At 48.9% G+C, this 14765-nt stretch carries 15 protein-coding genes; 10 read left to right on the forward strand and 5 right to left on the reverse strand.

Features of this window, described 5'->3' with window-relative positions; translation table 11 throughout:
• Nucleotides 1-187: 187 nt before the first annotated feature.
• The 3 genes from WH45_RS12840 to murI all read left to right on the forward strand — a co-directional run bounded on the left by WH45_RS12840 (nucleotide 188) and on the right by murI (nucleotide 2952).
• The gene (locus WH45_RS12840; RefSeq protein ID WP_046214816.1) at nucleotides 188-796 is read left to right on the forward strand and encodes a YdhK family protein; all 609 of its coding nucleotides are present in this window, start codon (nucleotides 188-190) and stop codon (nucleotides 794-796) included.
• 279 nt (nucleotides 797-1075) lie between these two features.
• Nucleotides 1076-2071: an alpha/beta hydrolase gene (locus WH45_RS12845; protein WP_046214817.1), complete on the forward strand. Its 996-nt coding sequence runs from the start codon at nucleotides 1076-1078 to the stop codon at nucleotides 2069-2071.
• 110 nt (nucleotides 2072-2181) lie between these two features.
• A complete protein-coding gene (gene murI, locus WH45_RS12850; RefSeq protein ID WP_046214818.1) occupies nucleotides 2182-2952 on the forward strand; it encodes a glutamate racemase in 771 nt (256 codons plus the stop codon).
• Nucleotides 2953-3271: 319 nt separating this feature from the next.
• Here the strand turns inward: murI and WH45_RS23170 are convergent, their stop codons facing one another.
• A complete protein-coding gene (locus WH45_RS23170) occupies nucleotides 3272-3736 on the reverse strand; it encodes a hypothetical protein (protein ID WP_082096770.1) in 465 nt (154 codons plus the stop codon).
• 215 nt (nucleotides 3737-3951) lie between these two features.
• Here WH45_RS23170 and WH45_RS12860 point away from each other — a divergent pair, with 215 nt between their 5' ends.
• Nucleotides 3952-4395, forward strand: a complete 444-nt coding sequence (locus tag WH45_RS12860) for a GNAT family N-acetyltransferase (protein WP_046214820.1) — start codon at nucleotides 3952-3954, stop codon at nucleotides 4393-4395.
• A 263-nt stretch (nucleotides 4396-4658) separates the two neighbouring features.
• Here WH45_RS12860 and WH45_RS12865 read toward each other — a convergent pair whose 3' ends face one another.
• Nucleotides 4659-5399, reverse strand: a complete 741-nt coding sequence (locus WH45_RS12865; RefSeq protein ID WP_046214821.1) for an MBL fold metallo-hydrolase — start codon at nucleotides 5397-5399, stop codon at nucleotides 4659-4661.
• Between the two features lie 281 nt (nucleotides 5400-5680).
• Between WH45_RS12865 and WH45_RS12870 the strand changes: the two genes are divergently transcribed.
• Together WH45_RS12870 and WH45_RS12875 are read left to right on the forward strand one after the other, a co-directional pair.
• On the forward strand, nucleotides 5681-6235 hold the full coding sequence (locus tag WH45_RS12870) for a copper amine oxidase (protein WP_046214822.1): 555 nt from the start codon (nucleotides 5681-5683) through the stop codon (nucleotides 6233-6235).
• A 161-nt stretch (nucleotides 6236-6396) separates the two neighbouring features.
• Nucleotides 6397-6714, forward strand: coding sequence for a DUF1292 domain-containing protein (locus tag WH45_RS12875; protein WP_046215159.1), 318 nt, complete (start codon nucleotides 6397-6399; stop codon nucleotides 6712-6714).
• A 267-nt stretch (nucleotides 6715-6981) separates the two neighbouring features.
• Here the strand turns inward: WH45_RS12875 and WH45_RS12880 are convergent, their stop codons facing one another.
• Nucleotides 6982-8460 (reverse strand): aminotransferase class I/II-fold pyridoxal phosphate-dependent enzyme, encoded by a 1479-nt coding sequence (locus tag WH45_RS12880; RefSeq protein WP_046214823.1) that lies wholly within the window; start codon nucleotides 8458-8460, stop codon nucleotides 6982-6984.
• Nucleotides 8461-8746: 286 nt separating this feature from the next.
• Between WH45_RS12880 and WH45_RS12885 the strand changes: the two genes are divergently transcribed.
• A complete protein-coding gene (locus WH45_RS12885) occupies nucleotides 8747-10060 on the forward strand; it encodes an MFS transporter (RefSeq protein ID WP_046214824.1) in 1314 nt (437 codons plus the stop codon).
• 148 nt (nucleotides 10061-10208) lie between these two features.
• Here WH45_RS12885 and WH45_RS12890 read toward each other — a convergent pair whose 3' ends face one another.
• Complete coding sequence (locus WH45_RS12890) at nucleotides 10209-10844, reverse strand: YktB family protein (protein ID WP_046214825.1); 636 nt, start codon at nucleotides 10842-10844, stop codon at nucleotides 10209-10211.
• Between the two features lie 269 nt (nucleotides 10845-11113).
• On the opposite strand from WH45_RS12890, the gene WH45_RS12895 reads away from it, so the two are divergent.
• The 3 genes from WH45_RS12895 to WH45_RS12905 all read left to right on the forward strand — a co-directional run bounded on the left by WH45_RS12895 (nucleotide 11114) and on the right by WH45_RS12905 (nucleotide 14291).
• A complete protein-coding gene (locus WH45_RS12895; RefSeq protein ID WP_046214826.1) occupies nucleotides 11114-11710 on the forward strand; it encodes a hypothetical protein in 597 nt (198 codons plus the stop codon).
• Nucleotides 11711-11912: 202 nt separating this feature from the next.
• Nucleotides 11913-13328 (forward strand): NADP-dependent phosphogluconate dehydrogenase, encoded by a 1416-nt coding sequence (gene gndA / locus WH45_RS12900; protein ID WP_046214827.1) that lies wholly within the window; start codon nucleotides 11913-11915, stop codon nucleotides 13326-13328.
• 429 nt (nucleotides 13329-13757) lie between these two features.
• On the forward strand, nucleotides 13758-14291 hold the full coding sequence (locus WH45_RS12905; RefSeq protein ID WP_235338366.1) for a shikimate kinase: 534 nt from the start codon (nucleotides 13758-13760) through the stop codon (nucleotides 14289-14291).
• Nucleotides 14292-14395: 104 nt separating this feature from the next.
• Here WH45_RS12905 and WH45_RS12910 read toward each other — a convergent pair whose 3' ends face one another.
• Entirely contained in the window at nucleotides 14396-14701 is a 306-nt protein-coding gene (locus WH45_RS12910) for a rhodanese-like domain-containing protein (protein ID WP_046214828.1), read from the reverse strand.
• Nucleotides 14702-14765: the final 64 nt, after the last annotated feature.

Genomic DNA, 14765 nt, shown 5'->3' on the forward strand with positions numbered 1-14765 from the left:
TCCGAAGAATGAATAGTCATAACCGAACAGTGGTTTAACGTTATCGTTCAGCCATAATTCTTCACACTGTCAAAGTATATTCATATTTTCTACTATTCAATATACAGTACGGGGGTATAGTATATAGAAGAGGTGTATGTATTCATTTTAATCAACAGCACATCAAAAACCAAAGGAGTGTTCCATTATGAAAAAAAGTCTAATCTCCGCTGGAGTCGTCACCCTGCTCATGATCAGCGGCTGCAGCAGCGCTAGCACAGAGAAACCGGCCGATTCCGGCAGCAGTACACCGGCCCAGTCACAGACCGAAGGAATAAATGACAGTTCCATGTCCATGAATAATGAGGGTGACAGTGGAGCCATGCATCATTCCGGTTCGTCTGAAGTACCGGCTGGTCTGCAAACGGCGCAAAACCCTGAATTTCCGGTAGGCAGCAAAGTTATGATGAGTGCAGATCATATGGAAGGCATGAAAGGCGCCGAAGCTACCGTTACAGCTGCTTATGATACGACCGCTTATAGCGTCTCCTATACACCGGTGACAGGCGGCGATCCGGTCAAGGATCACAAATGGGTCATTCATGAAGAGCTTCAGAATGCCGGTGAGCCACCGCTCAAGCCAGGAACCGAGGTCGTACTGAATGCGGATCATATGCAGGGCATGAAAGGCGCGCAGGCAACTATTGATTCGGCTGAGCAGACAACAGTTTATATAGTCGATTACATGCCTACAACAGGCGGCGAAATGGTTAAAAACCACAAATGGGTCACCGAGGATGAACTGACTGCAATGTAAAAGTCAGCAGCCAGGCAGTAGATATGCAGTTCACTGATTCAACTGCACATACAACGGCTATACAATATATGCAGCATATCGATGCTGCCGCCAAATCGGCAGTCAGCTATGTTCATTCGCAGCACTGTGTATTAATATAAATATAGATGATGATCTACGAGGCAAGCCTTTTGCGAGAGGCTTGCTTTATTTGGGCCGTATATACAGAATAAACAGGGGCTCATCGGCAGATCAGACGGCATCACAGCGTTTACCCATTACATTTATACAGGAGGTCCCATGGCTCAGTTTACATATACAGGGTTGATTAATCGGACGATGGAAATCTTTGAACAGCACGGGAGTGCAGAAGCATATCATTTTATAACCGAACATCAGGAAGACGGAGCCGGCAATCCGGCCCAAATATACAATCTGCGTTACAGTCTGGCTGCTTCTTCTGGGATGCACGAAGAGGCGCTGCAACTGCTGCAGGAAGCGATAGTGGAACAGGAGTACTGGTATGCGGCGGAATATCTGTTGGAAGAGGAGTCGCTGGAGTCGCTGCAGGATGATGCGGAGTTTCAGCGACTGATTGGAATCTGCCGGGCACGTGAAGCACAGGCTCTGACCGAAAGCAGTGCCAAGCTGAATATTGTACTGCCTGACCAGGAGAAACCGGCATCCGATTTCCATACCATCTTTGTACTGCATGGCGAACAGGAAAATATGGATATTGTTCAGCCATACTGGAGCTCACTGCTTGAACGGAATTACAAGCTGGCACTGCTGCAGTCTTCGCAGGTGCAGTTCTCGGGTGCTTATGATTGGGTCGATATCGATGCAGGCATGGACGAGCTCAAGCAGTCCATGGAAGAGCTGGCCCGGATCGATAATCCGCAGCTGGAGATTCGGGATTGCCTGCTGCCGGAGAATGCACTGCCTTCCGGCAAAAGACCTGTTCTGGCGGGATTCTCTGCCGGAGCTAGGGTAGCAATGAATACAGCCGCTGAATATTCCACCGGTGTAAGAGGTTTGATTCTCGTCGCTCCCTGGATGCCTGATCGGGAAGAGTGGGAGCTGGGACTGAATGCCTGGAAAGAGCACGGGGTCAAGCTGTATATTATTTGCGGCGAACGGGATGAAGAATGTCTGCCGGGTGCGCAGGAACTGGTGGAAGCACTGGATTTCAAAGGTATTCCTTATGTATTCAAAAACGTGACCGGGCTGGGACATGATTATCCGGCTCATTTTAATCAGATGCTTCAGGAAGCTGCAGCCTTTATTGAAGGCTGAGGCGAGAAGGTGCATCATATTTTCAAACGGAATCGAAATAGTTATAATCAGGTATAAGTGACAAGACATATTATGAATGCTATGAATGCACAGAGGGAAGAGTGAACGGAGTGAAGATAGGGATTTTTGATTCCGGTATTGGCGGCTTGACAGTCATGCATGAAGCGATGAAGCTGATGCCGGACGAAGATTATGTGTTTTATGCGGATACCCGGCACCTGCCGTATGGCGAGAAGCCCAAGGATGAAGTTCGGCAGTATGTGCTGGAAGCTGCGGATTACCTGGCTGCCCAGGATATCAAGGCACTCGTTATCGCCTGCAATACAGCGACCAGTATCGCAGTGACCGATCTGCGGCAAAAGTATGATTTCCCGGTGATCGGTATTGAGCCGGCGGTCAAGCCTGCTGTACAGAACAGTATCGTCAAGCACAAAAAGGTTCTGGTGCTGGCGACCCGGCTTACTTTGAATGAAGAGAAGTTTCATAACCTGGTCAAAAGCATAGATACCGGCGATATTGTGGAAAGTGTACCGATGCCCGGTCTGATCGAACTGGCGGAACAGCGGAAGTTTGCGGATGAAGATGTACTGCCTTATTTGCAGCAGGCGCTGGGTCACCTCGATCTGCGCCAATATGGCACAGTGGTGCTGGGGTGTACGCATTTCCCGTATTTCCGCAGCAATCTGCGCCGCTTCTTCCCGGAGGAAGTTGATATTATCGATGGAAGCAACGGAACAGCACGGCATCTGCAGCATGTTCTGCAGGAGCGCGGACAGCTTGGTGAAGGCACCGGTCAGATGAACTTTATCAAATCCGGTGAACCGGCGGAAAGTCCGGAAGAAATGATGGATTATAAGCATCTGCTGGGATTGTTGTCCTGAGTAGGATGCGGAATCGGGTAGAGTTAGAGCATTGAATTACGGATGCAAAATGACGAGGTGTGTAGGAAGAGTACCGGTCTGGCATTAGCTTAGGATATGGCGAGAGCACAAAGCAACGATACAAGTTGCCATTATTACAATGGCGGGTACCTTTTAGAAGGGGACCCGCCATTTTTTTGTTTATTCCATCTTTGTTTATTTCATTTTGATTTGGGTCACTACTATACATTACAGTGACAGGAGATTGAATGTTAGGTGGGGGAATTGGAAGCCTATAGAAATTGAAGTACAAGGAACTAAAGTACATTGGAGTGGCATCTTACGACACGTGAGATACCACTTTGGTACGTTTGGTGTGTGGGGTATAAGAGGCGGGTTGACGGTAGACTTTGGACGAAGTGGCAGAACGTCTGTGTTGGACTGGAGCAGTGGACCGTGACGCAGCGGAGACAGTAGACTTGGGTGATGGGTTGGCAGTCGATAAGGCTGAACTGGAAGGTGTGGATACCGCTGATGGCGCTCCAGAAGACCTGGATGCGGACGAAGCTTTGATGGTCGAAGCAGCAGCCAGTTGTTTGACGGAAATGGTTGGTCGAATTGCCTTGGAAGGCTGCCAGGCCAATATGTTCTCTTCGCGGAACGTACGTGGTTCCCCAGAGCGGAGACAGTCCGCATACACCAGACCGTTGCGTATTCGCTTGATCTCGATTCGTCGCTGAGTTAGCTTGCCGGTCTGGTCCATATATACAATTTCAAGCAGTTCTCCAATATGTTTGGCTAGCATAATCATCCCTCTAATCAGAACATTTGTTCTCTTATTTATTCTTATTATATACGAACAAGCGTTCTTTTTCAATCCATTATTATAGAGAATGTATGGCGATAGACCGCTTTGTTAAAAGGTAGTCAGCAAGCTCATTACCGGGTACAATGATGAGGATAGTCAGAACAAGAGGATCGGCCTTTTAGTGGTTTGACCGAATGGAGGAGAAGATCGAGATGGCAAGAGAAGTGATAGAGGTTCATACCCAGCAGCAGCTGGAAGCATGTTTTGCAATCCGGCGTAAAGTATTCATTGAAGAGCAGAAGGTACCGGAACATATTGAGATGGATGATTATGACCGGCTCGATAGCAGTGCACACCATATCCTGCTGCTGGAAGAGGGGCAGCCTGTGGCCACAGGACGCATTACGACCTATACGGACGGGTCTGCCAAAATGCAGCGTATTGCCGTACTCGCGGATTATCGCAAAGGCGGATATGGTTCTTCTCTAATGGCAGGAATGGAAGATTGCGCGCGGCGCAGCGGTTATACCGGAGCTGTGCTGGATGCCCAGTGCCATGCAGAGGGATTCTATGCGCGTCTCGGTTACCGCAATATCTCTGCAGAGCCATTTGACGATGCCGGCATTCCGCATGTACGCATGGTCAAGGATTTGTAAATAAAAACAGCCGGGACGGATACTTCACGTTCTGCTGCACGGAAAAAGCTGCTTTTCAGGTCAGCGATACAGGACCTGGAAAGCAGCTTTTTGATGTGGTTACTTGGTTGCGATTAACTATACAAAAGAACTGTACAAAAGCTGCTGCGGCCAATACAATACGCATGACATCGGAATACAAGTACAGCAGCCGGCCAAGACACTCGAACATAAACGCCGATGCAGCAGCCCATGAACAGGCAGGTGATCCGGCGGTTTGTCCTCTATTCCGGCAGTCGGTAGATACGATGCTGCTCGATAAATTCCATGCCGCCCGTTTTGCCGACAAAGTCGTCCTTATCATCATTATAATGCATCAGCTTCACCCGGGAACGCACCGCCTCTGGCAGTGTCATCAGTTCATCCAGTGTGGCATGCACAATACCGGGCGGATGCAGCTGGCAGTCATGCAGAATCTGCTTAACGCCGCGGTCGTGAACGAGCTGTTCCAGCAGATCGGATTGGAATTTCATATCGGCACTGTAGAAAATCTCGTTGTTGATCAGTACGGAATAGCTGTTTTTGCCATCGATATGCGGCGTCTGAATGAGTTCAATTGTTAGCCCGTCAGCGAGCTGCACCGATTGATTGGCTACCAGCGGCTGTACATCGAATACATCCTCGATCTGCTCAATGCCTTCCTGACTCATGCCGCCATAGAGCGTATGCTCCCACAGCGGCCGGATCAGCGTACTGGCGATATAGAGTACCGGCTTGCGGTTATGTACAAATTTGCCGCGGAAGCCCAGCTCTTCCAGTCCGCCGACATGATCCCCATGAATATGCGTAATCAGAATTGCATCGATGTCATTCAGCTTTTTGCCCAGTTCATGCAGAGCCATGGGAGCGGTAATTCCGCAGTCGATCATCAGGGTATAATCCCCGGCAGAGACCAGTGCATTATTGTTGTAATATTTTTTGGCAAAGGCATTGCCAGTACCCAGCATCTGTAGTTCAATTGACATATATATCCTCCTGTTCCCGGTTGAAATGATAATTTCAAGCTTAGCGGACGTGCAGTTTCGGCTGGCCGCTATGGTAAGGCTCTGTTATCACTTTACCATGAGCGGTAAGCAGAATGGAAACGTGCATTTTTGTGCTGGAATTTACCGTAAATCCGGTTCTGCAGCGGCTTAAAAGGTTACAAATTTTTTACCGCAACTGAAAAGAACTTATGGAGTATACATGTATGAAAGATTAGAATGTTACTGAGTGATTAGGATACATTTTGAAGGAGGGGCAACGTATGATGTGGAAAAGAGTAGCTGCCTGCACACTGGCTTTCTTTTTGATGGGAAGCTCGGTTCTGTTTGCAGATTCCGCTTATCAGCAGGTGCGGGTCTGGATTAACGGAAATGAAGTGGATGGCGGTTCTTATGTGATTAACGGCAAGACCTATGTGCCTCTGCGTGAAATGGACGGACTGGTCGATTACGACAATGATGCCAAGACCGTCAAACTGTATAAACCGAATGTACATATCTTTTTGTTCAAAGGGGATACTGCCTTCGGCAATGTCAGCAAGGGCAAACTCAAATTCAATGTATTTACCCAGGTAGACAATCTGGAGACTGATATTGCTGCAGTCAAGGTAGCGATCACCGATCCTTCCGGCAGCCAAAAAGATATTCAGAGTCAGAACATTACCCAGCAAAAAGACAACTTCTGGTTCCGCACGTATGACTTCACCTACAACTTTGCGGCATCCGGAGAATACAGGGTCGGCTTCTATATGAAGAAGTCCAAATCGAGCGATTATGTGCTCGTCTCCGAGAAGGTCATTACGGCGTTAAATCAGTAAGCAAAATGCCTGTACCTGCGTGTTCATGGTTCAATTGACCTGTAGGATGTAAAGTGGTACGATACACAAGTGTTATTTTTAGTATGGAGCTACTGTCCGGATTTGGCAGGTCCATCAAACGTAAAGATATCATCCAAATTGATACGAAAGTGGGTTATCCTATGAGCGATAAACATGTACACGACGAGAACTGCAACCACGATCATGACCATGAGCACGATCACGAACATGATGAGTTTGTACTCAGTCTGACCGACGAAGAAGGCAACGATGTAGAAATGGTACTCGTTGAGACTTTTGATGTAGGCGAGAAACTGTATGCGCTGCTGCTGGAGCGCGGCAACCCGGAAGCAGACGGTTATATCATGCGTCTGGAAGAAGAAGAAGACGGTATGGTACTGGAGAATATCGAAGATGAAGCGGAATGGAAAGCAGTAGAGCAGGCATATGCCGAGCTCGTTGCCGAATCCGAGGAGTAATCTTCCTGTCGGCAGGCAGTTGAGACTGTCTGCGCGATAATATTCAGTACAGAGGAGTTCGGTTCCGCTTGGGAGCCGGGCTCCTTTTGTTTGTCCATAATTGTGCATGGCGGAATCCAGATATGAATTGGCAAAAAGGCGATCTGCTCAGCAGACCGCCTTTTTAATCTTTTTATGGAGAATGTTTTCCTGGGTTACAGAAGAGCTTTTATGAAAGACCCTTTATAGTCTCGTCTATCTGGAATAGTCCGGTCTATATGGTTAAGCCTAGAAAATGGCGTCTGTTTCCACAATGACTTTTACATTGCGAACACTGCGGTCTTCCGGACCTTTGACAGGCAGACCGACTTTGACATGATCGGTAATATAGTCGATATTCTCCTGCGAGATGACTTCACCCGGCAGTAGAATCGGAATACCCGGTGGATAGACATAAATGAATTCCGCAATAATCCGTCCGGCCGATTCTTCGAACGCAATCGTCTCGGTATCCCCGTAAAATGCCTCACGCGGTGTCAGTGACAGCTGCGGAATCTCCGGGATCTTGACGACCAGTTCCTTGATCTCGCGGCCGCTGCCATAAAATGCAGCAGCCATATCGGTTAGAGCACGAATCAGGATATCCACGCTGTCCTGTGTATCGCCGGGAGTCACCAGACAGAGAATATTGTACATATCACTCAGTTCAATCTCCAGATTGTAATGGTCGCGCAGCCAGTTCTCCGCATCATAACCGGTAATGCCCAGATGACGGATATGGATCGTCAGCTTGGTCGGATCATAATTGAATGTCGCTTCCCCGCCGAGCAGTTCTTCGCCAAAGCAGTACAATCCATCGATATCGTTGATCTTGCGGCGTGTCTCCTGAGCCAATCCGATGACACGCTCGGCAATCTCATGTCCGTTTATGGCCAGATTCCGGCGGGATGTATCCAGCGAAGCCAGCAAAATATAAGATGTGGAAGTAGTGGTCAGCATACTGATGATGGTCTGCACCCGCTGCGGGTTCACATGACCATTTTTTACGTTAACGTTCAGTACCGAGCTCTGGGTCATGGAGCCGCCGAGCTTGTGCACGCTGGTAGCCGCCATGTCTGCACCGGCTGCCATCGCGGATACCGGCAGCTTTTCATGGAAATGGATCAGCACACCATGCGCTTCATCGACGAGTACCGGAACGCCGCGGCTGTGAGCCAGATCGACAATTTCCTTGAGATCGGCACATACACCGAAGTAGGTAGGGTTAATCACGAGAACCCCTTTGGCATCCGGATGACGATCGAGCGCCCGGCGTACCGAAGAGGTCGTAATACCATGGTCAATCCCCAGGTTCTCATCACGTACAGGGGAGACAAATACCGGCTTGGCTCCGGCAAAAATAATCGCCGACATGATCGACTTGTGCACATTGCGAGGGACAATCAATTTGTCGCCCGGTGAGCATACGGTCATGATCATCGTCATGATCGCGCCGCTCGTTCCCTGCACGGAGAAATAGGTATAGTCGGCACCGAATGCATCGGCTGCCAGTTTTTGAGCCTGCTCGATCACACCCATCGGCTGATGAAGATCATCAAGTGGTGCGATGTTGATCAGATCTATAGAAAGGGCGTTATCGCCAATAAACTCTCGGAATTCCTGATCACTGCCGAGTCCTTTTTTATGTCCCGGAATGTGAAATTGCACGGGATTGCTGGCCGCATGCTGCTTAAGGGCAGTGAAAAGCGGAGTTTGCGTATGATCCATCGAAGCTGTCACAACCTTTCTAGAGGTGGAATATGGGTAAACATTTTAAAACCAAACAAAAATGAGTATAGCAAAATGAGGGGGGAATGCAATAGTTATCTTATGGGAAACTTGCAGTCCGCCGCCAGGTGCATGCTACAATACAGATGCCAATTGGGGAAACGGAAGGTCTGCTTTACCGGCATTCTCCTGACGGATACCATTGCACCATCTGCTGTCGGAACGTACAGACAGCGGGGCAAGCAGTGTAGATTGCTTGCTGCTAACAACCTGAAGGGAGTATGTCATGTCCGCTACTATCCATCATTCCCGCCAACTGCAAGACCGCAAAAGCAGGTACAAGTTTAACTTTGTATGTCTGTGGCTGCTTATTTTCCTTGTCGAATTTGTAAAGGGTGGGCTGCTCGTAACGCTGCTGCCACTGTACATGGGGCATCGGCTCGGCCTGCCTGCTTTTGCGATCGGCCTGGCTTTTGCACTTCAATATGTAGGAGACAATGTGCTTCGCAGTCCGGCCGGTTGGCTGGCCGAGCGTCTAGGTTTCCGCATGACGATGACGCTGGGCATGATCCTCGTACTGGTATCCGTATTCATGATGGCGACTGTGCAGCAGACTGGCTGGCTGATTGCAGCCTGCGCTATTATGGGCATTGGCAGTGCTCCGCTCTGGCCATGTGTCATGTCGAAAATTACGGATCTTTCCAGCGAAAATGGCAATTATGGCACGCCTATGAGTATTATCGAGATTGCCTCACTGGGAGGCGCCGGACTCGGACCGGTCATTGTGAATTGGCTGAGCAGCCGGGACTCCTATCATTTTACATTTGATATGCTGATGGTGTGTATGGGCGCAGTTATCATTGTAGCTCTCTGTCTGCCGGGCAGAGGGCGGAAGCGGGAGCCGGCAGGTGCTGCACATGCACCTGAACAGCATGGTATTGACGAAGGGTGTTCTAATAAGCTTCAGATGGATGAAGCAAATAACCGCGCAGCCCGTACAGGAATGAATCGTATTCGTTATTATGCCCGTCTGATCCGGTCGCTACATATTCATCCGCTGCTGTATCCGGCTTTGTTTATGCAGTCTTTTGCCCTGGGTATACTGACACCGATCATTACGCTGTACGTGGTCAGGGAACTGGGACTTACTTCTGCTTATTTCAACGCACTGCTGATCGGAGGCGGTGCGGTTACCGTGCTGGGTCTGATTCCGGCAGGACGTTTGATTGACCGTCTGGGCAGTCGGATATTTCTGCGTACCGGATTTCTGCTTGCGGCCGCGGCACTGATTGGGCTGGCTTCGACGCATATGCTTTTTTGGATCTGGGTGTTTGTACTGTGTACAGGATTCAGCTATGCGATGATTCTGCCCGCATGGAATGCTCTGCTGGCCCATCTGGTCCCCCGTGAAGAGAAGGCGGCGGTATGGGGATTGTTCCTGACACTGCAAGGTTCCGGCCTGGTGATCGGGCCGCTCGTATCCGGCCGGCTGTGGGATGCGGTTAGTCCACAGGCGCCCTTTTTCGTCAGTTCGGCAGCGATGCTGTCGTTGTTCGTTATTCACTGGCTGATGACCCGGCGTCGTCCCGATTTGAAATAGCAATTGTTTTGATGAGTTTAAATATCAATTGCTGCAGCACACATCATGTATATATGCGCACAATTTATGAATACAAATGAAAAAGCAATCTTTCCAGCTATACCGGCTGCCGGAAAGATTGCTTTTTTTGTTGAATGGATATTTCTATTCAGGCAAAAGCCATTTTATACAATGGCAGCAATTGCTCAAAGGTCTGTTCGACCGTTTTGACAAAAGCATCGCCGTCACTCAGCAGTGGATCATCCTTGTCAATACGCAGTCCGCAGATGACTTCGGATTTTTTGACATTTTGCAGTTTGCTGCCGATCTCCAGCAGCTGCTGATCATTCAGCTCGGACTGGAGAGTTCCCTGGGGCGACATATGATCGGTCGACCAGTAGAAATGATCCGGCACGGTTTTTCGGATCTCCTGCAGGCGGGAAGCTATGGCTTTGCCAAAGTCCACTTTGCGCGGGCTCTCGTAAATGATCGCAAATACGACAAATACATGGCTGCCAAACATGCCGACTTCAAAATGCGGCAATGCCTTGTAACCGCGCTTGTTGGCAGCCCAGGCTACCCATGTATCCTTGGGAGGATTAACCGTACGGCGTGCATGTTTGGCTACATGCACATACATTTCTTCACCGCTCAGAGCGGACAGATGCGGCTGGATCATCTCGCCCAGCATGGTGAGCTTGGGCCGTACGCGGTCGATCAGGGCTTCCATACGCGGTTCCAGCCCGTCAATCGAGAATACTTCAAAATCGCTTGTCTTAAATCCTGGAAAAACAGTTGCATTCATTGTTGTAAAGCCTCTCTTTCTAACGGTTCCGACTTCTAGCCGAATTATAGCACAGGATCTGCCTAATATTTCATGAAGATTATATGTGTCTCCAATGTTAACTGCTTAGATAATCCGGCAAACGGGTAAAAATAAACAAGTCAAACCAGTAATTATTCCTGCATCAGACTTCTATCTTACTACAATTTATATTGCACAACATCCAGAATGGATCGTTTATACATGAGTGGTTTTACCAATAAATAATACAGGGAAAAGGAGGGACTACCATGAACAAAAGCTATGAAGTGGAATACTGCAATCTGGAACTTCGCTTTGAACGCCGTGATATTCAGAATCTGATCCGTGATTTGATCAAAGAGGGATATTCACTGTACTGGCGTGAAACGGAGGATTCTTTTATCGTATCGATTCGGACCGATGATCACATGACCAAGCTGCGGTTCCAGCAGACACAGGAAGGCTACAAGCTGATCGGTGACTACCGTATCCACGATGCACGGCTGGCGGAGTGGATGGAAAAGCTGATCGGTGATACCAAAGGGCATGCGATTGTGAAGAGGTTCCGGGATCAGCAGATCCTGGTAGAGAATATCCTTTTTGGTGAAGTGATACGGATGGTGGAGATTTCCGGATTCGAACAGCGTATTCTGTATCAAAAGGAATCCACGCCAACCCGCGAATCGCTGAATGCGCTCTACATGTCGACCGAAGGCGAGCAGCGTATTGAATCGACCGAGCGCAAGATCGATGAAGCGCTGGACCGCCTGAATGAAGCGATCAAAGCAGGCGATGCAGAGCAGATAGCAGAATGCAAAAAAGTGTTGGAAAATCTGCGTTTTGAGCTTGTATGTTTGGAAAAGTAAAGTTAAAGGCGTGATATGCATGGTAATCGTAAAAATAGTTTGAATTTTACGTAAAAAATTCAACATTTTTATGAACTTTCATGGGATCACGCCTTTAGACTTTCTTTATAACTATAAAACATGTAAAATGTTGAATTGACTCAACTGAGAATATACAGATTAGTGAATAAAAAATATTGTAGTAAAGGATGGAGAACCAGAAATGTCCAAACAACAAATTGGTGTAGTTGGTCTTGCCGTTATGGGCAAGAACTTGGCTCTTAACATCGAAAGCAAAGGGTTCAGCGTAGCCGTATTTAACCGCTCCCCGCAAAAAACGCATGACCTGATGGAAGAAGCCAAAGGCAAAAATATGGTTGGTACGTTCTCAATCGAGGAATTTGTCCAGTCTCTGGAAGTTCCACGTAAAATTCTGATCATGGTTCAGGCGGGCCCTGCTACAGACGCTACCATTGAACAGCTGGTTCCACATCTGGATCAAGGCGATATTATTATTGATGGCGGTAACGCCCATTTCCCTGATACACAACGCCGCAGCAAAGAGCTTGAAGAAAAAGGCTTCCGCTTTATCGGAGCCGGCGTATCCGGCGGTGAAGAAGGCGCACTGAAAGGTCCAGCAATTATGCCGGGCGGACAGGAAAGTGCCTACAAGCTGGTAGAACCGATTCTTACAAGCATCTCTGCACATGTAAACGGCGACCCTTGCTGTACATACATCGGACCGGACGGTGCGGGCCACTATGTGAAAATGGTCCACAACGGTATCGAGTACGGCGACATGCAGCTGATCGGCGAAGCGTATAACCTGCTCACTTCTGTGCTGGGTGCAGATACCAAAGAACTGCATTCCATCTTCGATGAGTGGAACAAAGGCGAGCTGGACAGCTACCTGATCGAAATCACAACCGATATCTTTACCAAATACGACGAAGAAACCGGCAAACCGATGGTTGATGTCATCCTCGATGCTGCCGGCCAAAAAGGCACAGGTAAATGGACTAGCCAGAGCGCCCTGGATCTTGGCGTACCATTGTCCATGATTACCGAATCCGTATTCGCACGCTTCCTGTCCGCGATCAAGGAAGAGCGCGTAGCTGCAAGCAAAATCCTGAGTGGACCGAAGACAGAAGCTTTCTCCGGTGACAAAGCGGAATTCATCGAAGCCATCCGCAAAGCACTGTACGCTTCCAAAATCGTATCCTACGCTCAAGGTTTCGCACAAATGCGTGCAGCATCCGATGAGTACGGCTGGGATCTGAAATACGGCAACATCGCGATGATCTTCCGCGGCGGCTGCATTATCCGTTCCCGCTTCCTGCAAAACATCAAGGACGCTTACGACAAAGACGGCGGCCTCAAAAACCTGTTGCTCGACGACTACTTCAAAAACATCGTCGAAAACTACCAGGACGCATGGCGTGAAGTCGTAGCAACAGCTGTAAAATATGGTATCCCGGTTCCTGGCTTCTCCAGCGCACTGGCTTACTTCGACAGCTACCGCACCGAACGTCTGCCAGCCAACCTGCTGCAGGCACAACGCGATTACTTCGGCGCTCACACCTTCAAACGTGTGGACAAAGAAGGAACATTCCACTACGAGTGGATGAAAGAACAATAATCCATTCTCTAATCCCGCATCTCCAACCAAGAGATGTCCGGTAATAAGTAAATAAGCAGTACTTCAGCTTCTAACTACAATTCAGCTGTACCCCAAAAACCTCTCTTTCTGCCACCATAGAAAGAGAGGTTTTTTCTATCTTCATTCCCGCTGCCCCTTGGAGGAGGAACTTGATATTTGAAGATCGCACGAAGCGGAGAGAAGGAAAAATGCCATAAGGCCGACATTGAAGAGGGTAGTTTTTACCACCTTTCCACCTATTCGGTCAAAACTCCCCTCTTCACCGGAGGCCGCTAGCATTTTCCTTCCCGCAGCGGTCCCCGCGATTCGCAGCGATCCATTCCTCACCCCACTCTAAACCATTGTCTAAACTTTCTCCCATATGGTATGATGTGTGGAATAAAACACATGCTGAAAGAGGTGTAGCAATTGCATCAGGAAAGTGAAATTCAGCATTCCAATATTATTCTGGTTGGCATGATGGGTACGGGCAAGACGACCGTCGGTACACTGCTGGCTGGCATGCTGGACTATCCGCTGGTCGATATGGATACATTGATTGCAGAGCGAGAAGGGATATCCGTGCAAGAGATTTTCCGCACCCGGGGTGAGCCTTATTTCCGTGATCTGGAGAGTCAGGTACTGGAAGAAGTGCTAAGTCGAAAAGGGCAAATCATCTCCACAGGTGGCGGCTGCGTGCTGCGTGCCGGTAACTGCTCGATCATGCTGGAAAAAGGTCTGGTCGTTGCACTGACAGCGGATGCGGATCATATTGTGAACCGGGTATCCGGAGACAACAATCGTCCACTGCTGGCAGGAGATACGCGGCAGCGGGTCCAATCCATTATGGAAGAGCGCAAGGATGTGTATCGATTTGCACATGTTACGGTGGATACCTCGCTGCTCACACCGGAGGAAGTAGCTTCTCATGTTTTAACACGTTACCGCGTTCAAGCTTTTTAGATTTTAGGCGAGAAAGGAAAGAAAAACCAGAGTGCGGATGTACAGTGCACTCTGGTTGATGGGATTATTCCTGTCCAGCAGGACAGAGAAGCAGGGAGCGAAGATTATTCGCTGTCTACCCAGTCGATCATGCCGCCGGACATGTTGATGCAGTTGGTATAACCAAACTGCTGTAAATATTCGCGTACACGTTCGCTGCGATAACCGCTGCGGCAGATGAGGATTGTCTCGGCGGACGGATCAATCTCTCCCATACGATCGGGGATCTGGCCCATGGGGATATGGCGTGCGCCTTCGATCATGCCCTGAGCGACTTCTTCGTCTTCGCGTACATCAATGAGCTGTAGCTGCTCGCCTGCAGCCAGGCGCTTCCGCAGTTCATCGGTAGTAATCTGTGTATGTTCAGTCATGGTTCTCGACCTCTATTCTTTAAATTTTAACGATGTGTTCATCATACCGAAGCACCGATAAGAC

Origin of the sequence: Paenibacillus wulumuqiensis, assembly GCF_000971965.1 — a bacterium.
Taxonomy (GTDB): Bacteria; Bacillota; Bacilli; order Paenibacillales; family Paenibacillaceae; genus Saccharibacillus; species Saccharibacillus wulumuqiensis.